Origin of the sequence: Vibrio bathopelagicus (assembly GCF_014879975.1) — a bacterium.
Taxonomy (GTDB): domain Bacteria; phylum Pseudomonadota; class Gammaproteobacteria; order Enterobacterales; family Vibrionaceae; genus Vibrio; species Vibrio bathopelagicus.
On record NZ_CP062501.1, the window covers coordinates 26,285 to 49,572 of the forward strand.

19 protein-coding genes are annotated in these 23,288 nt (G+C 44.7%); 7 read left to right on the forward strand and 12 right to left on the reverse strand.

Annotation, left to right across the window (positions count from 1 at the left end; all coding sequences use genetic code 11):
* Positions 1 to 120 precede the first annotated feature (120 nt).
* The 5 genes from uhpC to IHV80_RS16595 all read right to left on the reverse strand — a co-directional run bounded on the left by uhpC (position 121) and on the right by IHV80_RS16595 (position 8,454).
* A complete protein-coding gene (gene uhpC / locus IHV80_RS16575) occupies positions 121 to 1,461 on the reverse strand; it encodes an MFS transporter (RefSeq protein WP_192891480.1) in 1,341 nt (446 codons plus the stop codon).
* A gap of 8 nt (positions 1,462 to 1,469) precedes the next feature.
* Positions 1,470 to 2,927 carry a signal transduction histidine-protein kinase/phosphatase UhpB gene (gene uhpB, locus IHV80_RS16580; protein WP_264158493.1) on the reverse strand — a complete coding sequence of 486 codons (1,458 nt, stop codon included), beginning with the start codon at positions 2,925 to 2,927 and terminating at the stop codon, positions 1,470 to 1,472.
* A 38-nt stretch (positions 2,928 to 2,965) separates the two neighbouring features.
* A complete protein-coding gene (uhpA, locus tag IHV80_RS16585; RefSeq protein ID WP_192891482.1) occupies positions 2,966 to 3,574 on the reverse strand; it encodes a transcriptional regulator UhpA in 609 nt (202 codons plus the stop codon).
* A gap of 203 nt (positions 3,575 to 3,777) precedes the next feature.
* Positions 3,778 to 5,172: a hexose-6-phosphate:phosphate antiporter gene (gene uhpT, locus IHV80_RS16590; protein ID WP_065111768.1), complete on the reverse strand. Its 1,395-nt coding sequence runs from the start codon at positions 5,170 to 5,172 to the stop codon at positions 3,778 to 3,780.
* A 366-nt stretch (positions 5,173 to 5,538) separates the two neighbouring features.
* Positions 5,539 to 8,454 (reverse strand): alkaline phosphatase family protein, encoded by a 2,916-nt coding sequence (locus IHV80_RS16595; RefSeq protein ID WP_192891483.1) that lies wholly within the window; start codon positions 8,452 to 8,454, stop codon positions 5,539 to 5,541.
* A 240-nt stretch (positions 8,455 to 8,694) separates the two neighbouring features.
* Between IHV80_RS16595 and IHV80_RS16600 the strand changes: the two genes are divergently transcribed.
* Positions 8,695 to 9,474 carry a hypothetical protein gene (locus tag IHV80_RS16600; RefSeq protein WP_192891484.1) on the forward strand — a complete coding sequence of 260 codons (780 nt, stop codon included), beginning with the start codon at positions 8,695 to 8,697 and terminating at the stop codon, positions 9,472 to 9,474.
* Positions 9,475 to 9,673: 199 nt separating this feature from the next.
* Here IHV80_RS16600 and IHV80_RS16605 read toward each other — a convergent pair whose 3' ends face one another.
* Positions 9,674 to 10,018 carry a DUF1840 domain-containing protein gene (locus tag IHV80_RS16605; protein WP_192891485.1) on the reverse strand — a complete coding sequence of 115 codons (345 nt, stop codon included), beginning with the start codon at positions 10,016 to 10,018 and terminating at the stop codon, positions 9,674 to 9,676.
* Positions 10,019 to 10,333: 315 nt separating this feature from the next.
* Between IHV80_RS16605 and IHV80_RS16610 the strand changes: the two genes are divergently transcribed.
* On the forward strand, positions 10,334 to 11,524 hold the full coding sequence (locus IHV80_RS16610; RefSeq protein ID WP_192892157.1) for a GGDEF domain-containing protein: 1,191 nt from the start codon (positions 10,334 to 10,336) through the stop codon (positions 11,522 to 11,524).
* A gap of 28 nt (positions 11,525 to 11,552) precedes the next feature.
* On the opposite strand, the gene IHV80_RS16615 is transcribed toward IHV80_RS16610, so the two are convergent.
* Positions 11,553 to 11,834: a hypothetical protein gene (locus IHV80_RS16615; protein WP_029225699.1), complete on the reverse strand. Its 282-nt coding sequence runs from the start codon at positions 11,832 to 11,834 to the stop codon at positions 11,553 to 11,555.
* Positions 11,835 to 11,992: 158 nt separating this feature from the next.
* Here IHV80_RS16615 and IHV80_RS16620 point away from each other — a divergent pair, with 158 nt between their 5' ends.
* On the forward strand, positions 11,993 to 12,859 hold the full coding sequence (locus IHV80_RS16620) for a pirin family protein (protein WP_192891486.1): 867 nt from the start codon (positions 11,993 to 11,995) through the stop codon (positions 12,857 to 12,859).
* Positions 12,860 to 13,093: 234 nt separating this feature from the next.
* On the opposite strand, the gene ppnP is transcribed toward IHV80_RS16620, so the two are convergent.
* Positions 13,094 to 13,375, reverse strand: coding sequence for a pyrimidine/purine nucleoside phosphorylase (gene ppnP, locus IHV80_RS16625; protein WP_192891487.1), 282 nt, complete (start codon positions 13,373 to 13,375; stop codon positions 13,094 to 13,096).
* Positions 13,376 to 13,684: 309 nt separating this feature from the next.
* Here ppnP and IHV80_RS16630 point away from each other — a divergent pair, with 309 nt between their 5' ends.
* The gene (locus IHV80_RS16630; protein WP_192891488.1) at positions 13,685 to 14,149 is read left to right on the forward strand and encodes a DUF2850 domain-containing protein; all 465 of its coding nucleotides are present in this window, start codon (positions 13,685 to 13,687) and stop codon (positions 14,147 to 14,149) included.
* Between the two features lie 386 nt (positions 14,150 to 14,535).
* Positions 14,536 to 17,070 (forward strand): glycosyl hydrolase family 18 protein, encoded by a 2,535-nt coding sequence (locus IHV80_RS16635; RefSeq protein ID WP_192891489.1) that lies wholly within the window; start codon positions 14,536 to 14,538, stop codon positions 17,068 to 17,070.
* 157 nt (positions 17,071 to 17,227) lie between these two features.
* Here the strand turns inward: IHV80_RS16635 and IHV80_RS16640 are convergent, their stop codons facing one another.
* Together IHV80_RS16640 and IHV80_RS16645 are read right to left on the reverse strand one after the other, a co-directional pair.
* Positions 17,228 to 18,076 carry an alpha/beta fold hydrolase gene (locus tag IHV80_RS16640; protein ID WP_192891490.1) on the reverse strand — a complete coding sequence of 283 codons (849 nt, stop codon included), beginning with the start codon at positions 18,074 to 18,076 and terminating at the stop codon, positions 17,228 to 17,230.
* 216 nt (positions 18,077 to 18,292) lie between these two features.
* On the reverse strand, positions 18,293 to 18,886 hold the full coding sequence (locus tag IHV80_RS16645) for a TetR/AcrR family transcriptional regulator (protein ID WP_192891491.1): 594 nt from the start codon (positions 18,884 to 18,886) through the stop codon (positions 18,293 to 18,295).
* A gap of 160 nt (positions 18,887 to 19,046) precedes the next feature.
* On the opposite strand from IHV80_RS16645, the gene IHV80_RS16650 reads away from it, so the two are divergent.
* Both IHV80_RS16650 and IHV80_RS16655 read left to right on the forward strand, forming a co-directional pair.
* Complete coding sequence (locus tag IHV80_RS16650; protein ID WP_192891492.1) at positions 19,047 to 20,003, forward strand: AEC family transporter; 957 nt, start codon at positions 19,047 to 19,049, stop codon at positions 20,001 to 20,003.
* Positions 20,004 to 20,125: 122 nt separating this feature from the next.
* Complete coding sequence (locus tag IHV80_RS16655; protein WP_192891493.1) at positions 20,126 to 21,166, forward strand: acyltransferase; 1,041 nt, start codon at positions 20,126 to 20,128, stop codon at positions 21,164 to 21,166.
* A gap of 134 nt (positions 21,167 to 21,300) precedes the next feature.
* Here the strand turns inward: IHV80_RS16655 and IHV80_RS16660 are convergent, their stop codons facing one another.
* Together IHV80_RS16660 and IHV80_RS16665 are read right to left on the reverse strand one after the other, a co-directional pair.
* Positions 21,301 to 22,179, reverse strand: coding sequence for a 6-pyruvoyl trahydropterin synthase family protein (locus tag IHV80_RS16660; RefSeq protein ID WP_192891494.1), 879 nt, complete (start codon positions 22,177 to 22,179; stop codon positions 21,301 to 21,303).
* Between the two features lie 230 nt (positions 22,180 to 22,409).
* Entirely contained in the window at positions 22,410 to 23,249 is an 840-nt protein-coding gene (locus tag IHV80_RS16665; RefSeq protein ID WP_192891495.1) for an AraC family transcriptional regulator, read from the reverse strand.
* Positions 23,250 to 23,288: the final 39 nt, after the last annotated feature.

Here is a 23,288-nt window from a genome sequence, read left to right on the forward strand (position 1 = left end):
AACAGATGATATGGTCGAAAAGCGTGAAAAGAGTCACATTTGAATATTATATAGAGAAAGCACTAAAAATAAGATAGTAGCTCAACCAACTGAGCAACTATCTTATTCGCGAAAAGGAGCTTAAAAGCCAGAGCGAGCCTCTGCACTTTTCTGAGGTGATTGAGCTTGTAGGAAAGGCAGTAGCAGTAACCCGATGACCGCAGCACACGTAGAGATGGTAATGAAGAATCCACTCCAGCCATAAGTTTCGAGAACGAGCGCTAATGGGTAACCAGAAAGTGCCGCACCCATGTAAGCAAACAGTCCAACAAAGCCTGTCGCCGCCCCAGCAGAGTCTTTATGCGAGCATTCCGCGGCTGCCATACCAATAAGCATTTGAGGGCCAAAAACAAAAAATCCAACGCAAAATAGGCCTGCAGCTTGAAACACAAAGTTGGTTAAAGGCATAAGCCATAAAGCGGATACCGAGAGGAAGATACCAATCGCAAACAGAATATTCATCGGGCCGCGGTTGCCACCGAACAATCGATCCGATCCCCACCCAGCAACAAGTGAACCAACGAAACCGCCAATCTCAAACATAGACAAAGCAGCGTTAGCGTTTATCAAACTGTAATTGTGTTCTTCGGTGAGGTATAAGTTGCCCCAGTCATTAACCGCTGTTCTTACGATGTAAACCAACACATAACTAAAGGCGAGCAACCAAATATACTTATTACTGAACACGTAAGTTTTCAAGATTTCTCGATAGCTTAATCCTTGTCCATGACTCTCTTGCGCCAACTCTAGATGATCATTGCGCCACTTCCCTACAGTCGGGAGTCCCATGGTAGTGGGCTTATCACGTAAGCGCCAACAGACGATAAGGCCGATAAAAACACCAATCACACCCGGCCAGATAAACCCAGCTCGCCAACTAAACTGCAAAGTAAGATAGCCCACAAGAATAGGGATAAGGGCTCCACCAACGTTGTGTGCTGTATTCCAGATTGCCCAGCGAAAGCCTCTTTCGGACCGAGAGTACCAAGTCGTCAATAACTTAGAACATGATGGCCAACCCCAACCTTGGAACCATGCATTCAGTACCCAAAGTGAGATGAAAGCCGCCAACGAACTAGAAAAGCCAAACGCGATATTGATCAAGCCTGTCGCGATCAGGCCAAGTCCCATAAAATAGCGCGGGTTTGAACGATCCGATATCGTACCTGATATAAATTTCGATAAGCCGTAAGAAAGGTAAAAGAGCGTGCCAATTAGGCCAATATCGCCTTTGTCCAAGCCAAGATCGGTGATCATTGCGGGCGCAGCATAATTGAAGGTTTTACGAGTGAAGTAAAAACCGGCATAACCAACATACATTCCTATCATGATGTGAAGGCGCCAGTAGCGGTAACTCTGATTGACCTCATCATCACTTAGAGTATGACGATTTGACGTTGTTGAGCGCAGAAATCCAAACATACTCGTTCTCACACTTTAGGTAATGTAACGCTGATATTGGTGCCCGAAGAGGGACCATTAGCGTTGATTATCATCTTGCCACCGAGAGCCTGAACACGCTCTTGCATACCACGAACACCCATTCCTTTGAGAAGATCTTGCGCTGTAAAACCAACGCCATTATCTGATATCTGAAGATAAGCCTGATCATCTAAAATCAGTTCAATTTTAATCTCGCTCGCACTGGCGTATTTATGGGCGTTGTTTAGGGATTCTTGGCAAAGTCTGAAGAGAGTGACCTTGAGCGTGTCACTCAAACATGAGTAATCACCTCGCCAATTTAGCTGAATATCAACGCCGTGATCTGAAAACTCCATTTCCCGTATGAGCTGTTCAACGGAGTCCTTTAGGTCAAGGTCGTCTAACATTTTAGGCCTGAGTTTTGTGAGTAGGCGTTTGGTGGTGTCATAAACATTCAAAGACAATGACTCAATCGTGCCCGCACAACGAACACTCATTTCGGCGGCATCGACACGCTTAATAATGCTTGCTTGAGTGCGAATTGCCGTGATGTTCTGACCGATTTCATCGTGTAGCTCACGAGCAATGTCACGACGAACCGATTCTTCAGCCGTGATTAGCTGGCGTGAAAGGTTTTGATTCCTAGAGAGCTCACTGCGCAATTTTGAATTGAGATCTTTTTGCTTTTGAACCGCAAGGCCCAGCAATATACCTGTAATAGTTTGAGCAGACAGAGACAAGAGTAAATCGGTAATTTCGAGCTTGGATGTACCACTGTGGGCAGCAATCAGCGCAACACTGTTTAATAAGGTCGCGAGCAAAGCGCCTTGCCACCCGTAACGAACGGCCAACAAGATAATAGGAATCGCCATACAAAATGGGGCAAAGCGTCTGAGTTCATCTGGCAGGCTAGTCTGTATCAAAATACTGGCCACCAGCAATACACTGTATAAGGCAATATGACGAATTTTAAACTCTACAGCATTGTGAATTAAGTAAGAGCTCAACGGTGCCCACTTATTTTGAAATAGATAGTTCCAAACTAGATAGCACATAGGGACAAGCATTAACCCACCCGTGATGCTCACCAACCACACCATATAAGTTGCAGGCACATGAGAACCGACGACAGCGACATTGATCAGTGAAGTCACCATTATAATGCTAGCCATGACCAACAAGTGCCGATTTTGGTCACCGTAATAATACCGTTTGGCAAATAGAGTAGCTGGAATGCTTAATCCGCTAGCAATTAAAATGGTTAACCATTGGGGCTCATCAAGTAATAGAGCCAAAGCGATCGCGAGCCCCCACTCTGCAACGTAAATGGCAGGCCAATATTGTGTACGAGTGTGCAGCGTCATCCCCAATCGAAGCGAGAATGGGAAAAGCAGAATGGCTAACTCAGGGTCATTAATAAAATAGAAAGCGATAACCCACAAACAAAACCATGCACAACCCGCCATAAAAACCCCGCACAGGGAGGTGGCTAGGTAAGAACGCATTAGTACTGTTCTTGAGCGAATAGTTTGGCTAACTCAACGTTGTTTTTAACATTAAGTTTGTCCATGGCATTAGCACGGTGCACATGTACCGTTTTATGGCTAACCCCTAACTCGACAGCAATAGATTTTACATCGAGCCCTGTCGCCAATAATTGGCACACTTCGCTTTCTCTGCGGGTTAGCTGATTTAAAGAGGCTTTATTCTTTAGTGGTGTCGCGAGCTTTATTGCGATATCTGGCGTAAGGTAGCAACCGCCATTTGCGCTCGTATGTACGGCCTGAATTAACTCATCAGGGCTACAGCGTTTACTGAGATAACCTTTAGCTCCTAACTCTAATGACTTTTCAACCATCGCCGGAGAGTCATGTACGCTCAACATGATGCTGGCAATGCCTGATGGAATCTCTTCCAACAAACTCAGGCCACTTTCATCTTGCATTGAAATATCCAAGATAACGACATCAGGGTGACAACTTGGTAGTCCGAGGCGCGCTTCTGCCGCAGAGCTGAATTCACCCACGACCGTAATATCAGTTTCAAGACTGAGTAATTGAGCAAAGCCAGATCGAACAATGACGTGGTCATCAACAAGCGCAACATTAATCATGATATTAACCAAAATTAAGAGTAAGAAAGAAAAATAGCCCCAACAGGAGCTATATAAAATTAAGTTTATTGATAGATATGATACTGAATCGAACTAACGATTGGTATGATCTCGCATGCTTTAACCAGATAAAACACGCGAGGCTATGTGTCAGAAACTGTGATTGCGAAAACAAGTACGCGAGAACAAGCACATCAGACTAACTACGCATTTTGAGCCGCTAGGTGCATCTTCTTCGCGTGACGAATCTTCTTCTCTTCCGCGACCGCAACGAATAGCAGTAACACGATACAAATGGCAGCTGAAGTATCCAATGCTGCGAATGTCCCTTTCCAACCCGTTAAGCCGAAAATAGGCGTTCCGTCCGCAATCATACCGAGGCCAAGTTTGGCAAAGCTGTCACCAATTAGGTAAGCAAATGTGCCTTTCACGCCATCCGCAACACTGATTGCTTTCTTAGGTACAAAACCTACCGCAGCAACACCAATCAACAGCTGAGGACCGAACACTAGGAAGCCAAGTACGAATAGTGACGCTAGGTACATGAACTCGCTCGTTGCATTTTGGTAGAACTCTAGAGAGACAATAATCAGTCCAAGCGATACACAGGCAACTAAAGCACGACGTCCGTTCGCAAGGTCTGATAAATAACCCCACATCAATGTGCCAACCAGAGCACCGACTTCAAACAGAGTAAAGCCTGAAATCGCCGTTTCTTTCGATAGGCCTAGCTCTTGATACGCGTAAACGGTAGACCATTGATCGATACCGATACGAACAATGTATAAAAAGATATTCGCGAAGCAGAGCAACCAGATCACTTTGTTTTTAAGAATGTACTCAACAAAGATCTCTTTTTTGGTCATTTGATTCTCTTCAGCAGCTGTATCTTCTTCGCTGATTTCTTCATCAAACAACTCTTCGACTGTACCTAAGCCGTATGCTTCTGGAGAGTCGTTACCAAAGCGCATACCAATGAAACCAACGACAATCGCGATGATCGATGGGAACACGAACATACCGATCACGTTGCCATCAAATAGGTAGTTAGCACCGAACAGAGCTACACCAGCAGCACCTGCGCCACCCACGTTGTGTGACATATTCCAAAGGCCTAAATAAGAACCACGCTTATTGCGAGGCGTCCATTTAGTGATCGTTGAGTAACTTGAAGGGCCCCCCGTACTTTGGAAAAAACCACTCAGTGCGTAGAAGGCAACCATCATGAATAAGCTAGCACTACCGCCGCCCATACTGAAGCTGAAGCCCAACATGGCAATACCAGAAAGGACAAGCATGAATGGCAGGAACTGCTTGGTGTTTTTACCATCGGCGTAATAGGAAACGACGGTTTTACCAATACCATAAGTAATTGAGAAACCAAGACCGATAAGACCTAGATCGGTCATTGATAACCCATAAGTAGAAATCATGTCGTTTTGCGCGACATTGAAGTTCTTACGGATTAAATACATGGTCAGATAACCAATGAATACGACTAGGTACGATTGCAGAAATGGTTTAAACCACATTTTTCTTCTAGTTTCGACCGGAAGATCCAGCGTCGGTTTTCTAACCTGATCTAGGAACTTTAACATTGTGAACTCTCTTGTTATTGATGAGGTCTGCACGGAACATTACTGACCATGCACTGTTTGCAATTTGATGATGAAATAATAAGGAGTCTAAAAAGCGACCGCATGAGAGAGGGTCTTAGAATAACTAGGAAAAATTCTTAGTTAGGAATCAGGCGTCATGAAAGCGTGAAGATCATCACTTTGTTTAAAATGTGTTATGTCGTTAGGAGGTATTGGAGAGAAGTCGTTGCTTAAGGTATTTAATAGGCGACCCAAGTAAACTAAACATCCGTTGTATTGGACAATTTATTGAAATCTAAAGTGGCTAATAAAAGCCACATTAGATTCACTTTACGGTGTAAAAATCTAAAAGATAAAGAATTGAGTCTAGTTGTTTTTAGGTATATCCAATTTATTCAGCAACGACGGAAAACCCCAACCGTTCTCACCTGCGACCACAGGCTCTCCGGTTAAGTATTCAAACAGCGTCGGCGCTAAAGAACCGTTGGCTTCGATTTTCAGGGGTTGAGAGTTTTCGCCAATTGGCGTTCCCCAGAACCCTAGAAATGCATCTTTCTCTAAATAGTCTTCACCAGCGTGACGACCAGGAACCTTGGTGTTGTAACCAATACCAACTTTCGGAAACAGATTAATCGTACCTGCCCTATCTTCAAGGTAGATATTGGCTAGCTGATTGACTGAGTCTGGTCGAGGAGTAGGTTGGGTTAACTCTGTCCACTGCGAACTGCTACACCAGGTTGTAACATCTTCCTTAATCGCACGGTTTATGCACTTTTCCACTAGCTTGGAATAATGTAAAAAATCAGCCTTGCTTGGTGCTGCCAAATACGGATTGAGCGTTTGTGTGTTCAGTAAAATGGGAGGTCGATTGGCATCCAAAGATTCATAGAAAAGCTTGTCGCCCTCGCGTGTAATCAATTCATCGACGCGCTTTAAATCACGATTACCGATTACGCGAACCGCGCAACTGTGTTGGTCACAAGCACTCTCTCTTACCACCATGTAATCTAGGCTTTCAGGTAAGCGTTGCACGATCTGAGCAATCGCATCAATCCTCTCACCTTCAGGCGCAGCAAGTGGTGTCCATTGTTTGAGCTCTTGATAGATAGGTTGCACCTGCCAACCTTGGCTTGAGTTAAAGAAGTCCATCATAAAATTACCGCCAGCAGTCGAGGCAACAACCACATCAATGTCTTTCGAGCTTGGGTAGCTTAGGGCATTGGTGATTTTAGGTCCCTCACCTTCGTCTGATGATATTTTCTTAACGACTATTGGGTAATCCAACTCTGCCTGCAAGCCTTCAAATACTTGCTTTTCAGGGTTAAGCGCGTAGAACACCGGCGTTAACCCGTGATCGCCCGCCATTCCCCACAGGGTTTTATCGTAAACACCAGCGCTGCGGTAGGTCGTTTCAATTTGACGAATCCAGTAATCCAATCGGTTTAGCTCTCCGGTAGGCATTAAGATTTCGTCACTAAAAGGCCCTGTGAAGTGCGCAAAGTGATCCGGCCATGGGTTGTAAACCAAGGTATAATCCGGCATCCCTTTTCCATCGAGTTCGGCGAACTGTGTGATTGCCTGCTTCACCTGAACCTTTTTGGAATACTTGGTGAAAAAATCAAAACCAGAAATAGTCTGATACGCCTCAATATCTTCAATCAAGGCTGCACGCTTTTCTCGTAGAGTCACTTCGACTTCAGAACGTTCTTGAAGCTCTTTAACGCAGCGTTTCTCACCATAATCACGTAACGACTCTCCCAAGCCTAAGTTCACGAGGCCGTCGTAAGTCGTATGCGCATTCCAATCGTACTGGGCGTTGCAGTTCAGAGTTTTGAGGTAATCAAGGCGATCAAACATGGTTTGAACCTTGTTGTCTGCCATCAACACATCCAACTGAAGCGCATCATTACCAAAGAAGTAATACGCACGATCGATCTCTCGATCAACAAAGTGAAAATTAGGAATACCAGTACCACCTTGACCCGACACTTTTGCGCCAGTCTTAATTATTGGTAGGTTACGTACGCTGATTGTTGGAGTTGAAGAGATGCCGACTCGGCTAATATTGTCTCGATGCTCTTGATAGAGGTTTTTGAAAAAAGGTAAATAGTGTGGGTCACGGTAGGTTTGTTCAGATAGAACCTCCATGAACCGCACCTGTTGTTGATGTTGAGGCTCGATCACTTTTTCTAGCTGAGGTTTGTATTGCACTTGGTTTTTATGATTTTGGTAAGCCACCGAGATGAAAGGTGCATTCTCATCGACCAAACCTTCAATTAAGCCTTGCTGTAAACCATCGACCGTCACTTGAACCGCAAAGCGCTTGTTCTGTTGGGATTCCAAGAACTGAATGAGCGCATCAGGCTGCTCACTGAACGCTTGTTGCATCCACTCATCAAGCGCTTCTTCACGTTCTTCTTTAAACACAAATTGGCGGTAGGCTTTAAGTAAATTTAAGCGCACAAAATCGATGAGCGTGATGGTCAGGGCTTGCGCTTTATTGTTCGGCTTGTCGGCGTTTTCTGGCTTACCATCTTCCGCGATCGCAAGCATTGCTGACTTCATATCACCTTCATCCATCCCAGATGCCGTTTTATCGATTAACTCGACAATGATCGGTTGAATCTGAGCGATTATCGCCAAATCTTCTGGGCTGTTCGTTAAATAGGTGTAACTATCAGGGAGGATATCCATGTCTTGCCAAACACCAATTTCAAATAGCGCATCGTAGATAACAACCATGTTGGCAATGAAATGTTCATCAATGCGAATCCCTTCATGGTGGCCTGTAGCTTCAGTCGATGTATCTGGCTCTTTGTACTCTGAGACCGGCTCATCACCGACATGATAGAGACTATGTTCAAAACCTTTTAACGCCTCATCATCATAGACTGTCGACAGATACCCTTTAAATACATCTTCACTACCCAAACCGGAATAGCGGTCGTAGTAACTATAGAGGAAGTAGCCCAAAGGAATTGAATATGTCGGGTTTGATAGCTGAGCGATCACTCGCGCCTTCGTTTTAGCGTCCAAAGGCAGCGCGAGAATATACGCATCTAATGTTACGCCACCGATCGTGAAAAGTGCCGCGTCGCGAGTAAGCGTGGCCGAGTAAGTTAAACTTGAAAGCACCTGATTTTTCAACACCTCGCTCGAACTGAATACGCCACCAATGACAGGCGTAGTCGAAATATCGGCAATGCTCGGCGCTGAAATAACCGCCAACGAAAGAGAGCCAACTAAACTAGTGTAGCTACGTGATCGGAAATAGAAGCTCATCAAATACCCTTTAGTTCTATGTATTTTTATAAATATAACTTATTGTTCCAGTTTACTTTAATTATCAAAAATATGTGTACTTGTGCTTATAAAAACATTGGATATTTCATCGCACGATATGATTCTGCTCGTAACATTTGAAACACCTCGCAACAAATAAAACACTGTTCATAATTATCTCCTGACATTGTCTTGATAAAGTCTCCTGCTCTTTATTTGCACACATTTAAGGCCAAACTTATGAACTCGTTTACTAAAGCTTCGCTGACCGCAGCTATCAGTCTTCCATTACTTGCAGGGTGTGTAACACCTGGTGAGGACGATCCCAACGCAAGTACTAAGCAAGGCGCTGTGGGTGGCGCGTTACTTGGTTTAACACTTGGCGCACTGACAGGTGAAGCGGATTTAGCGGTTCAAGGAGCGATGGTAGGCGGATTAGCAGGGGGCGTAGCAGGGGCGAGTAATGACATTCAGAATAACCGTGAAAACATCCGTCATGACAGCCGTAACGATGCCATTGCACAAACCGGTAGTACGCAAGCAGTAAGCCCAGCGAGCACTGAAACAACTCAGCAAAACTGGCAAGAACTTAATAACTTCATTGGCGAATGGAACGTGACTATTCGCAACCATGTTGATACCAACAGCAATATCGATAGCCTTCAAGCAACGGGCAATCTAGCGAGTATCAGCCAAGCCAACATCAATATTGAAAACCAACAAGGCATTGAGCTCTCTGCACAGTTTTCTTATACCGTTGAACAAGGTTATCAACTGGATGTGATGAACGATGCAACAGACGTGACGGTTAATTTCGCAGGTGAGCATCAGCCACAAGCGAATCGTTACAACTTCTACCCAACCAACATTCAAGACATCATTTACCAAGACGTGAACAGTGCTGATGTCCGCTTAGAACTGGCGATGGTGAGTGACAAGTTATGGATTCTAGACAGTTATGCGTACATTGATGGCTCGGAGAAGAAGCTGCAATCAATCCGCTTTAACAAAACCAGCTAGAAAATAGAAACAACAAAGCCAGTCTCGAACCATTACTATCACATTTGATCAGCATGACCGATACTGGCTTTGACAAACAGGCCCCATCAAACAGAACCTGAATTATTCATCTTAAATAATGGAACTTAGGTAATTGAACTTAGACAATTGAGCTTAGACAATTGAGCTTAGATAACGGAACTTAAGTAATTAAATCAGCCTATAAACGCTTACCGCTTCCGTCTTCCCACATGACTTCACACTCTTCTTTGATGGCTGCTTTTAGCAACTCAACCAGAGGGAACGCTCGACTCCCCAGATTTACAGGAGCTTCCACAACATCTTCTTCGCTATCGTTGTCATCAACCACATCGTTCTGCTCAACAGGTTGGCTTTTCTCTGCTTCAATCGCAGTACGCAAGTTGTTCAGTGCATCAGGTACCTCAGAAGCATCAATCGCTCCGGGGATGGTGCCACTATGCCCAAGCATCTTGATGAACTGAAGACCAATTTCACCAAACATCGTGACGCTAGCATGAGCCTTGCAACTAAAAGTAATTAACATTATGAGCCTCTCTTAATTTTGGTTGTCTGCAAACTATGTTGAGTAACTCACTGGAAAGCAAGTACATAATAGCCAAATCGCTTCTCCCAACCTACTCCTTAAATGGCTAGTTATAGGGCGGCTCTACACCGTTCGTGATACACATCACTGTTTGTTATGAGTCACTTATTTTTTAATATGAAATCTTGATAGTAGTCACACTAAAAAGGCCACCAACACTCCGTGATGGCTATTATTTAATCTACTATTAACACCATTATCAAAATCTTTGGCACAAATCACATGAAAAGGCTCGTCGGCAGGCACCTAGAAGAAATGGCGGACATACGTTCCACACGCAAGCAAAAAATTGTTCACTCCTTTTCACTGACTGCCGCTGCGCTATTCATCTTTTATACTTGGGCTTACTTCCAAGGCCAGCACTACACGCTGTCAATTTTCGAACTGTGTTTTGCTATTATTGCTATCTCGAATGCCCTATACGTAAGAAAAGTCACCAATCCGGAATATTCAGAATTAATACTTAGCTGCGTGTTACTCGTGCAAGGAGTCATCCTATTCTTGTACAGCTACGCCATTCCCGACCGAGTTCTTTGGCTATACCCTATTTTAGCTGCAGTCATTTTTATCAATGATTTCAGAATTGGAATTATCTTAAGCACCTCATTTTGTTTGTTTATCAGTACCTTGATCACAGCAATGCCCAATAACTTTTCTTTGCCATTTAACAGTACACACCGATTTATTCTTAGCCTGTTTACCATGAGTTTGGTGTGTCACACATCGGCCTATTACTACACAAAAGCCGTCAGTTACATCCAACGCCTCTATAAAGAAGGCATTGAAGATCTAGCCTACCGAGACCAACTCACAGGCTTAGCCAATCGCTGGAGCTTTGAACGTTGGGCAGTCGAGAAGCTCGCAACAGTTGATAGCAAACGATCCCTCACCGCATTGGTGTTTCTGGATATCGATGATTTCAAAAGTATCAACGACAGCTATGGCCACGATGTGGGTGACAGCGTCTTACAACATTTTGCCAATCGCTTGAGCAACAATATTCGAACCCGAGATCGAAAGAATCATGAATACGATTATTCCATCGCGCGCTTTGCTGGGGATGAGTTCGTTCTGATGCTCTACGACATTCCCACTCGAAAAGACCTCGACGGTATTCTCGATAGAATATGTGGGTTGTTTGAGAGCGGCTGTCAGACTAATGAAAGAATCAAAGAGCTGACGCTCAGTGTTGGAGTTTCTTTGTATCCGCAAGATGCACAAGAATTACATGAGTTAACAAGATGCGCTGATAAGGCGATGTATGTGGCGAAACATTCAGGAAAAAACCGATACGCTTATTATCACGACAACCCAGTCTCAACCTTGATAGAAGAATTACCAACGAACCTCACCTGCTCAGAATCTGATGCCTCTGAACTTGAAGATTGTCTTGAAGCGAAGGTGGACGGGAACAATGTCACACTGTTAAAAACGCGTCAACGCTAGCCATTAATAGCGCTTACAACTAAGCATACTAACCAGCCATATACATAAGCCAAAGGCTCACTAACCCGATCACAATGATCCATACGACTTGTCGTGTTCGGTTTGGGTTATTGCCTCTAGGTCTTACTACCGTTTTAAAAGCGGCTTGCTTAGCCGATTGAAGAAACGGGGCTTCAATCTCACGTTTTTTCACGCGACGTTTAACAGCGCTATTCGCAACCTCGGTAAAACGTTGGCTTTGCTCCGTTGTAAAGTCGTTATCAAAGCCCATCCGACCATGCCTTTCGCCATGTTTTTGCTGAACTGCCATAGCGGCCTCCTTGGCGGTCTACTCTACATTCAAGTATAGACATAATTTCATATTCTTACCTGTTCAAGATTTTCGAATAAGTCACTCAATGCTATGCCATCTTCTTTTGAAATCAAATTACATAAACTACAGCTATTCAAGTTTATGAGGGTTTCAAAATGACGAATGTAAGAACAGTAGATCATGTGATTGCAGCACATGCCACCTCCGATGGTGATGGCGTCAAAATCCAAAGACTCGCTGGTTTCAATAACACGCGTTTCTCTCCATTTTTGATGGTCGACGAACTTAAATCGGATGAAAGCAAAGACTACGTTGGTGGCTTTCCTCCTCATCCTCACCGTGGGATAGAAACGCTCACTTACATGCTTAAAGGTCACTTCCAACACAAGGACCACATGGGTAATGTCGGTGAACTTCGTAGCGGTGGCGCACAATGGATGGCCGCAGGTCGTGGTGTGATTCACAGTGAAATGCCGATGATGGAAGAAGGCGCGTTGCACGGTTTTCAGATTTGGATAAACCAGCCAGCAACACACAAAATGCAGCCAGCGCGATACCATGACTTCCAAAGTGAAAGCATTGCAGAACATCAAAATGAACAAATCGGTTTACTGAGAATGATTTCCGGTGGGTTTGAACTGCATGACCAAGCTGACGCAGACACCATACAAACACAAGGTCCATTACAAACGACCGGTGTACCATTAAGCGTTGCGGATTGGCGAGCGAATTCAGGGCAAAAAGTGACGTTAGGGACTCTAGTTGATCATAATGCCATGGCTTATGCTTACCGAGGCAGCGTCAAAATCGGCGACAAAGTCATCAACCAAGGTCAACTGGCCCTGCTAACAAAAGCTGAATGGTTGTCTTTAGAAAGCCTAGAAGATTCAGGTGTGCTGATTTTTTCTGGTCAACCGATTAATGAGCCGGTTGTACACTATGGTCCGTTTGTCATGAACTCGATGGAAGAGATTGAACAGACTATTCAGGATTACAACAACGGCGTTTTTGAGACCTATTGATTTACGATGTCTTGGTTTTCAGTTTTGAGCTTTGAGCTTTGAGCTTTGAGCTTTGAGCTTTGAGCTTTGAGCAGGATATTCAAGAGATTTTGCAACAAACAACGAATTTTGGTCGTCCATTTGATGACTGTAAAAACAAGTGACACTATCCACTGCCGGATTACCTATCACTTATTTAACCACGCTCCTAGAGCGTGGTTTTTTCTTATTAGTCAGAGACTAAAATACAGCTTTTTATAAGTACTCACATAAATAAGCCGTTGCTTCTTTTACCTGTAGATCAAAAGAAGAATCGCCCGCAACGTCAAAAGAGTCGCCAGATTGGTATGTTGTCCAATCTTCATCACCAACACGCTTTACAATCAGAGCGCCTTTTACAACGGTCATTTTTTCCGGAGCTGCGGTACCGAATGTGTATTCGCCAGCAGCCATCACACCAACACTTACATCTGCGCCAGACTGGTTAAACGCTAACGACTTAACGCCACCATCAAAGTATGTATTCTCTTTAATCATTGTACTTCCTTGTTATATTCAAATTGCAATTATTGGGCTTCAATGAATCAGCCTATGCGTAAATTCACGTGATAATTGTTTTAACCAATTCACGACATTCCTACAAGAAATAAATACGCATAGCTTAAGTCTTTTCTATAATAAAGATGCATTGACTGAACGAATACCATCAGGAAAACTTAAAATTAGCCAAAGCAACCCATTTATCTAGAACATTCGATCCTGCTTCTAACTCTCGCAACTATCTTTGCAAACTAAGGTTTTAATTTATAATCTTTAAGGCAGTATGAGTAAGGAAATGACGAGAACATGGCGAAAAAGAGCACTAAAATAGCAGATCTATTTGCCAACTCGTTACGTTACCTTTTTCTATTGGTTGCCGCTATCATTGCTCTCACTGCAGGGTATTTAGCCTATCAAACTCACCAACAATCCGTCAGCCCAAGTAATGTTCACGGCACATGGATAGAGATTGGTGCTCCCCCCTACAAAACCGATATCCTGACCCTTTCCGACAATGGCGTGATGATGAACCATCGCTTCATCAGTACTTCATTTGATTTTGATGGCAAAGTTGTCACGATCAATACAGGATCTGGGGAAACGGTTTATACGATAAGTGGTACCTACGACTCCCCTCGTTTAAAACGACTCGTTCCAAGCGTCCCTTCACAACAGTTCATTAAAGAGGGCTATGAAGACACAGCCGCGGGTGATACCCACAGTGTTATGCAGCAACGACGCGCTTCATTAGCGGAACAATTCAAACGATAAACCCCTTCATTTTTAGAACAAGCACTGTCTTTCACGTAAAACCTATCCCAAGTCGATACACCCAACTCTGTGACTCTCCTTCAAATGGCGATATTTTCTTATCGTTTGTCGCATCTTTTCATAACTTCATGTCGCGTATTTTCACTTATGAGATTTTCATTCTGAAGACTGATTTATTTTATAAAACATGGACTCGGCCTCTCATTCATTAAGCAACAGAATTGTAACAAGATACAATTTTTTAGTTGTCCATCGAAAACGTATTTATTTTCAGTTATGAAATTAAAACTCTCTCGAATACTGACAGGGAAGCTCCTTCAAAACTGATTGGAGCTGCTTATGGGGCCATTTGGTTCTCGTAACCTTCAAGGAATGAGAGAAATAGTATGATTCGTATTAATACCTGTGCGGCAAGCATTGCTCTAGCGCTATCAGGTACAGCATTAGCTGCACCAACAGCACCTAGCATCGACATGTACGGTTCCAACAACCTGCAGTTTTCTAAAATTGAACTCGCGATGGAAACTACTTCTGGCTACAACCAGATGGTTAAATATCACGACAAAGCAAAGGTCGACGTTAAATTCAACCAATGGAGCGGAACGTCAGGAAACACTTACAACATCTACTTTGATGGCGTTAAAGTGGCCACAGGCCCTATTACTGGTAGCCAAACCACGGCTTCATTCGAATACGGTCAAGGTGGCTTGTTCGAAATGGAAATCGAAGCGTGTGATGAAACAGGCTGTAGCAAGAGTGCACCCGCTCAGATCACCATCGCCGATACCGATGGCTCACACTTAGCACCACTTGCGATGAACGTAGATCCAAACAATAAGTCATACAACACAGACCCAAATACGGTAGTAGGTACTTACTTTGTTGAGTGGGGTATTTACGGTCGTGATTACACAGTTGATAACCTACCTGCTGACAACTTGACCCATATCCTTTATGGCTTCATTCCAATTTGTGGTCCTAATGAATCAGTAAAATCAGTGGGCGGTAATAGCTACAACGCACTCATGACAGCCTGTCAGGGTGTTAACGATTACGAAGTGGTGATTCATGACCCTTGGGCGGCTTTCCAGAAGAGTTTCCCTCAAGCTGGTCACGAATACAGCTCACCTATCAAGGGTAACTACGCAATGATGATGGCGCTAAAACAGCGCAATCCAGACTTAAAAATCATCCCATCTATTGGTGGTTGGACACTGTCTGACCCGTTCTTCGATTTCACTACAAAAGCGAACCGCGACACGTTCGTTGCATCGGTTAAGAAATTTCTCAACACATGGAAATTCTACGACGGTGTAGATATCGATTGGGAATTCCCTGGTGGAGGCGGTGCTGCTCCCGATCTTGGTGACCCTGTAAATGACGGCCCTGCTTACATTGCATTGATGGCAGAGCTGCGCGTTATGTTGGATGAGCTAGAAGCTGAGAACGGCCGTACTTACGAGCTAACATCAGCGATCGGTGTGGGTCACGATAAGATTGAAGACGTGAACTACGGCGATGCTATCCAATACATGGATTACATCTTCGCAATGACTTACGACTTCTACGGCGGTTGGAATAACGTGTTAGGTCACCAAACAGCACTGAACTGCGGTAACTTCATGCGCCCTGGTCAATGTGATGGCACAGGACTCGATGAAAATGGCGAACAGTACACTGGCCCAGCTTACACCACTGACAACGGCATCCAATTGCTGCTTGAGCAAGGTGTTCCAGCGAACAAACTTGTTGTTGGTACTGCGATGTACGGTCGTGGTTGGGAAGGTGTATTACCATCATCACTTTCAGATCCAAGCGACCCAATGACAGGCGTGGGTAATGGCAAACTAACCGGCAGCTCTGCACAAGGTGTATGGGAAGATGGCGTTATCGATTACAAAGGCATTAAAGCGAACATGCTTGGTGCAAACAACCAAGGCATCAACGGCTTTGAATATGGTTACGACGAGATGGCAGAAGCGCCTTACGTTTGGAACCGCACTTCAGGCAAGTTGATCACATTTGATGATGACCGTTCAGTGAAAGCAAAAGGCGCGTACGTTCGTAGCCTTGGTCTTGCGGGTCTATTCTCTTGGGAAATTGATGCGGATAACGGCGATATCCTGAATGCGATGCATGAAGGTCTAGCAGGTGGCACCACAGATCCTGTAAATCGTAAACCAACCGCTGCTGCGGGTGCAGATCAATCGGTTGAAGGCCCGGCTTCTGTATCTCTAGACGGTAGCGCTTCAAAAGACAGCGACGGCACAATTGCTAGCTATGCTTGGTCACAAATAAGCGGAACAGCAGTAACTCTGGCTAACGCGAATGCGGCTGTTGCGAGTTTCGATGTTGTTGAAGTCGCACAGCAAGAAACACTGACCTTTAGCCTAACTGTGACAGACAACGAAGGGGCTACATCCGCCGACACCGTTGTTGTAACGGTAAACCCTAAAGATACAGGCCCAGTCAATACCGCTCCAGTAGCAGTAGTTACAGCTCCTTCTGAAGTGAATGCGGGTGATGTAGTCGTGGTTGATGCTTCGGCTTCGAGCGATGCTGACCAAGATACATTGACCTTCACGTGGGATGTACCAGCAGGTATCAACGCAACAGTACAAGGCGCTTCGGTAAGCTTTGTCGCGGCGGAATACACGCAAGACACGGTACTGAACTTCTCTGTGACAGTGAGTGATGGTACAGATACATCAGTCGCGGCTGCATCAGTAAAAGTCCTCAAGAAAACAACAGGCGGCGGTACGTGTACTAACGCTTGGGATTCAAGTGCAGTCTACACTGGCGGCGACCAAGTGACTCAAGGTGGTAAGGTTTGGGAAGCGAAGTGGTGGACAACAGGTGAAGATCCAACAACGACAGGCCAATGGGGTGTGTGGAAAGAGATCGGTCCTGCAAGCTGCTAACTAAAAATAGTGCTTAGTTAAATACAAGCTAAGCATCAACTAAATCCCTAAAACAAAGGCCAACCAGAGAATATCTGGTTGGCCTTTTACTTATATTTTCTGCTCTTTTAACTTGCGATCGTTTTACTGACGGGCTTTTTAAGTACGCTCGTTAGGCTTAATCAATTAAGTTATCAAAGCTCTCGAATACTTGCGGGCACTTCATCACTCGACCATGGCCTTGGCCTTGAGTGGCAATCAAGGTAACGCGACCCATTTCATTAGCTGCACGCTGAGACACATCAAACTTAGTAAACTTGTCTTGCTCATCATGAACGATGATTGTTTGAGCCTCACGAAGCGCTAGCTTTCCATAAGGATCGACAGACTGAATAGGGTAGTTGAACTGCTCTTCCACTTCACCAACTACCGCCTCGAACAGTTTCATTGAGTAACCTGAACGCGCAACACTGCCAAATAGGTTTTCGAGATAATCCAGTACTGGAGCAATCAGCAACAGCGGTTTGTTTTCCAATTTAACGTGCTTACATTCCAACGCTGAAGCAGTACCCATGCTGTGACCAACCAAGCCAGCCACTTCACCAACTGAATCTAGAATCGCTTCTAAGCCATTCACAAACGCAGGGATGTGACCATGCACGCCATCACTGCCACCATGTGCTGGGTGATCATAAGCCATTGCAGTAAAGTCTTTAGCAGCGATATGCTCCATCAGAGGAAAGAACTGACTCGCGGTGCCCGACCAACCGTGGGTAAGCACCCAAACTGGACCAGTACCCAAAGAATACGTTTTTATAACGCCATCACGACCTTCGATTTCACTCTTGATGAGCCCTTGTGGATCCGCGTTTTTTTGCTCGGTACGCATCGGAGTCAGCAGCAGTTTACGTGCCGTTTTCTTTGCGTGGCTCGGTGCTAGGATGTAATGCAGATTCGTCGTAGCGCCAATTAGGCTGCGCTTGAAGCTGAACTTGTTCGATGTATTAAAATAAATTTTGTCACTCATGACCGTTCCTTGTATCGCCATCTTGATTGGCGGTTCGAGCTCGGCCCTAAAAAACGAACGACCGTGCTATTTATTGATGTAAAAAATGGCGCTACTGCTGCTTATAAAAGTTTATCGCAACTTATCGCCACTTCTCTAAAATTTGTATCAGCCAGCCTAAAGCAAAGTTCACATACTTTACAAATACAATGCCTTGCGAACTAATTGGTTTACGAGTTAAACCGCTTTCCAGCTAGCGACCAAGCGCTCAACACCGCTCCAAAAATGAGTGTGGCTCGCTTGCTGCCCTCGCAATGAATAGAACAAATTTGCACTCAAGTAGAGACCATATAACTCGAAAGTTGCCTGTTTTGGCTTTAAATCGGCCCTGAACTGTTTACTCTCAACCGCTTTTGCGACCTGAATCGTCAAGTAATCAATCCACACTGAAATGGTTTTCTGCAGTGCCTTCTGAATCACAGACGTTTCGCTGCCTGCATCTTTCCAAGCATCAATAAACATGCAACTACCTTGGAATGAATGATTCCAGCCCAGCCAATTATCGAGCAGCTGTTTCAATTTCGCTTCAATATCACCATCACCCAACTCTCTCGCAGGAATGATGACTCTTTCAGTGAATATGGCGTTGGAATACTCGAGTACAGAAAGTTGCAGGTTCTCTTTAGAGTTGAAGTGCGCGAACAAACCACTCTTAGACATACCACACTGCTTGGCTAATTCGCCAATCGTTAAACTCTCAAGACCATTTTCGCTCGCAAGTGCGAATGCATGGCTCAAAATATACTCTTTGGTTATCTTTCCTTTGCTCATTATTCACCAATGATAAATCTGATGGTTTATTTTTAGCACGTTCGTACTTTTTTTCAAGTTTTTTGCTTAACCACTGGGATTTAATTTCTCTTACCCAAGAATTGTGGAAAAATGCGACAGTATTCAAAGGAAATTGAAATCGACTAACAAAGGAAAGAGAATGAACACACTTTGGGAACAGTTTGCGTTTTCGGCGTCGGTAACAGGCCCTATCTGTTTAATGCTGTTTCTTGGAGTGATACTCAAACGAATCGGCTTAATCAATGACAATTTCATTGATGTCGCCTCTAAGGTAGTGTTTCAAGTCACCCTGCCCGCAATGTTATTTTTGAGCATTGTTCAGTCTAACCACGACTTTGCCGCAAGTGGAAAGCTCGTCATTTTTGGCCTAGTCGCCAACCTTACCTTCTTCGTGTTCACCACAATAAGCACCAAAATAGCCTTTAAAAAGCCTCAAGACCAAGGCGTCATAGTACAAGGTGGCTTTCGTGCCAACACCGCCATTATTGGTCTCGCTTATGTTGCCAATATATACGGTAACGACGGCGTTGCACTCGCTGCCCTTTATGTCGCCTCACTGACGGTTCTCTATAATATTCAGGCGGTTATCGCGCTCACACCGAAAGGTCAAGAGTCGGGTGACAAAGCCATTCAAGTGATTGTTAAAACGCTCACCAAAAACCCTCTTATTATCTCGATCGCTATGGGTGTCTTGTTCTACTTACTATCCATTCCAGTACCGAAAATGGTGACAGACGCAGGGCAATATTTTGCCAATATGACGTTACCATTAGCCCTGCTATGTACTGGAGGATCACTTGATATACGCTCTCTAAAAAAAGATAAAGGCCCAACTTGGTTCTCTACGGGATACAAACTGGTTTTAGCTCCGCTACTGATCACTCTGGCTGCTCTGTTCTTCGGCTTTAGAGGATTAGATCTCGGTCTTATTTTCTTGATGAGCGCCGCACCAACCGCAGCAGCAAGCTATGTTATGGCCCGCGCGATGGGTGGAAACTCCACATTGGCCGCCAATATTATCGCGCTAACCACTGTCGTTTCACTTATCACTTGTACGCTTGGTATCTTTGCATTGACTGCAATGGATTTAATATAGCTGCGACAGGCTTCAAAAAATCAATACAAGCCTTAAATCAAAGGCCTCCAGCTTTGATTTAGTGCTAACTGATTCCGCATAAAGACTGTTAGATTTTACGAAATTTTTCTTAGAGATCTGATATGTCTTCCGTTCAACATACGCCTTCACAACGCATCGCCAGTATCGAGTTAGGTCGAGTGATTGCTATCTTGGCGATCATTGGCTTACACGGCCAGATGGCACTTACTTATTGGCAAATAGATGAAGTGCCATGGATTGGTTATGTGCTTAACCAAGCTGCTCGCTTCGCTGTTCCTCTGTTCTTCCTTATTTCCGGCTATCTGATCCAACCTAAGCTCACAGCGTCGCCTTGGACAACCTTCATCAACTACTCCAAACCACTACTCAAAGTTTGGTTGGTATGGAGCATCATCTGCCTAATCATGCCATTCAATCTCGCGAAGGTGGAAGAATTGGGTTACCTAGGCGAACGCCAAGGTTACTGGGGCTTTTTAATGAACACTCCGCTCAACTCTTTCTTAGAGGGTGGGCTGGTTCACTTGTGGTTTATTCCTGCCCTTGTGTGCGCGGTTTTGATCATCGCCTTAATGGTCGAGATGAAACTCGACAAGCTTCTACTGCCAGCGGCTATTATGCTTTACGTCTATGGTGTGTTGGCGGGCAGCTATGCGAGCTTAACCGACCTCAGCTCACCGTTCTTCACTCGTAACGGTCCGTTCTCTAGCACGTTAATGGTGACCTTAGGTTTCCTGATTCGTCAGCATCAATGGAAAGTGTCATCAACCAAGGCATTGGGGCTATTAGCGCTAGGCATGCTCATCCACTTTGCCGAAGCAGCATGGCTAACCACCTTTGATATCGCGTTCAACATGAATGATTTCTTGCTTGGTACGGCGCTATGGGGAATGGGGGTGTTTATGTGGCTTCTGGCTAATCCAAACATCGGTGATTACGCGTGGGTTCGTGCTATCTCGAATCGCATGTTAGGTATCTACGTTTGCCATTTGCTGATCATTATCGTGCTGTTCAATGTTTGCGGAGTATTGGGTATCACGGAACTCGGTAAAGATATCACCGTCTTCTTTGGCACCTTTATCCTGAGTTTTATGTTGGTTGCTGGTATCGAAAAAACGCCACTGCGACACTGGTTGCTTCGCTAGTGCTATTTGTCTAGCCCTAGTATCTTCTGGACTAGATCAACTTTAAACAGCCACAAAAAAATAAAGGCAAGATAACGGATTATCTTGCCTTTATTTCATCATATTGGAACCGAGATTATGTTACTCGAGAGGTGTTATCGGAACGCCATCGCGCCCTTACCGACCCCTTCATAAGCGACAATCTGTAATGACTGGTTGTCTGCCAAGCTTGGGGCAACTTCATCTGCAATATAGCCAGCCAGTAGCTCTACCGTGGTATCCGTCGGCAAGATTTCTGTTTCACTCTTAGCAATCGCTAGCTCAAATTCGCCTTGAGGCGCCGTGTAGCGGAAACCATAGTGGCTTTCATCATTAACGCTTTTCGCGTGTTCACTCAGGTTAAGTGATGAAACTGAAATTTGGTCTTCTTTCGAACCTAAGTAAATGTCTTCCCAGCGCTGAGCAAACGCCTGTTCACGTTGTTCGTCACGCTGACCATCAACCAAAATTTCGACTGGAGAACGGTGGCCATGAGCGATACGCTGACAGTTGCCATCATGCTTTTTCAAGCCATGGGTATAGTGGTAAAACGCGCCATTAATGTTTTCATGACGAAGGGTGATCTCTAACCCTGTGACGTTACTTGGTAGGTGATCGCGAAGAATATGATAAACATGCGCGGTCACACTTTCGATAGTGATCGCCTCTGCATCAATCAGACAGTATGCTTCATCAGGACAGTGCAGGTGCAGGCTCTTGTCACCGCGCAATACATCAACCTTAGAGTAACCCGCTTTACTTGCTTGATACACGATTGCAGCGTTTTGCATTGGCAGCAGTAAGCGGTGGTCAACGTGTTGATCAACAAGGTGTTTGATCTGTTTTTTGACCTTGCTAAAATCCAACACCATGCTCATCTCATTCAGTTCACCAGACATGGTGACATCTAAAATCCAACTATCTCCTACGACCCCTCTGTGTTCACAGATGTATGAAGAATCGATAACGGTAAGGTCTCTTACAAATAGGTTCAAGTTGAACTCCTTAGTGCTTTAATGAGATACGGGAGGCTGAATAATGTTCAGCAGGCACTTCGTCTCATTGATGTCTGATAAAATAGGACGGGCAGAATGTTACAACGAGCTTATAAAGTCCACCTTTTTACACCGTCATTCGAGAAATGAACAAACTACGCTCAATTTCCGCTAAAACATAGACTAGCCTCATGCTAATAGCCACGTTTCAGCTAGGGTTTCCCAGCGATTCACGACACATTTTGCTTTAGCCATAGACGCGGCGACATTCCCGCAACATGCTGAAAAGCTCGAGAGAAGCCAGAATAGCTGTTGTAGCCCACTTCATCCGCCACCCAATTGATGGGCTTATTCTGTAGCAGCAACGACTGAGCCACAGACACCCGCCATTTTTGTACATAATCACCTGGGGTTTCCCCTACTTCACGCTTGAACGCTTCTATAAACTGAGTTCGAGACATCGCGGCCAATGAAGCCATTTGCTCTATCGAAAAGTGGCGAGCAGGCATTAGGTGAATCGCAGTAACGACCGGAGCAAGCCGCGGATGAGCCAGTGCAGAAAATACGCCTTGATCGATTTGCTGTTGTTCAATGAGATGTCGGAAAATCAAAGCCATTAACGCGTCACTCAACTTATCCATTAAGTATTGCTGCCCTGACGATTGTTGTCCTGAAGATGCTTGCCCCGACTCTCGAAACAGCACCTCTATTACAGGCATTAAATTGGGTGCGTCCTCAAACGGAATCACTATCACATCAGGAAGTGCAGACAACAAAGGATTCATCTGCCCGGCTCGATATTCCACACTCGCACACACGATTTCAGCGCCATCTCCAACACCTTCAATTGCATGTGGTGTGCTATTCGGCAGATAAATAATACAGGGCTGTGAAAGCTGCCTGTATTCCGTATGAGCACTAGACAAGGTCAACTCACCGGCACTTAATACATGAAGGTGCCCTTCTTTGCCTTGTTGCGCGTTAAATGACGATACCCCACACAGGTTCCCAGAATAGAAAACGCCTGTGCGTATCGAGAAGTGTTCCATTAATTGTGACAGCAGATCCATGCATCCTCCGAACGATTCGCTTACTTTTTAGTTCTTTTG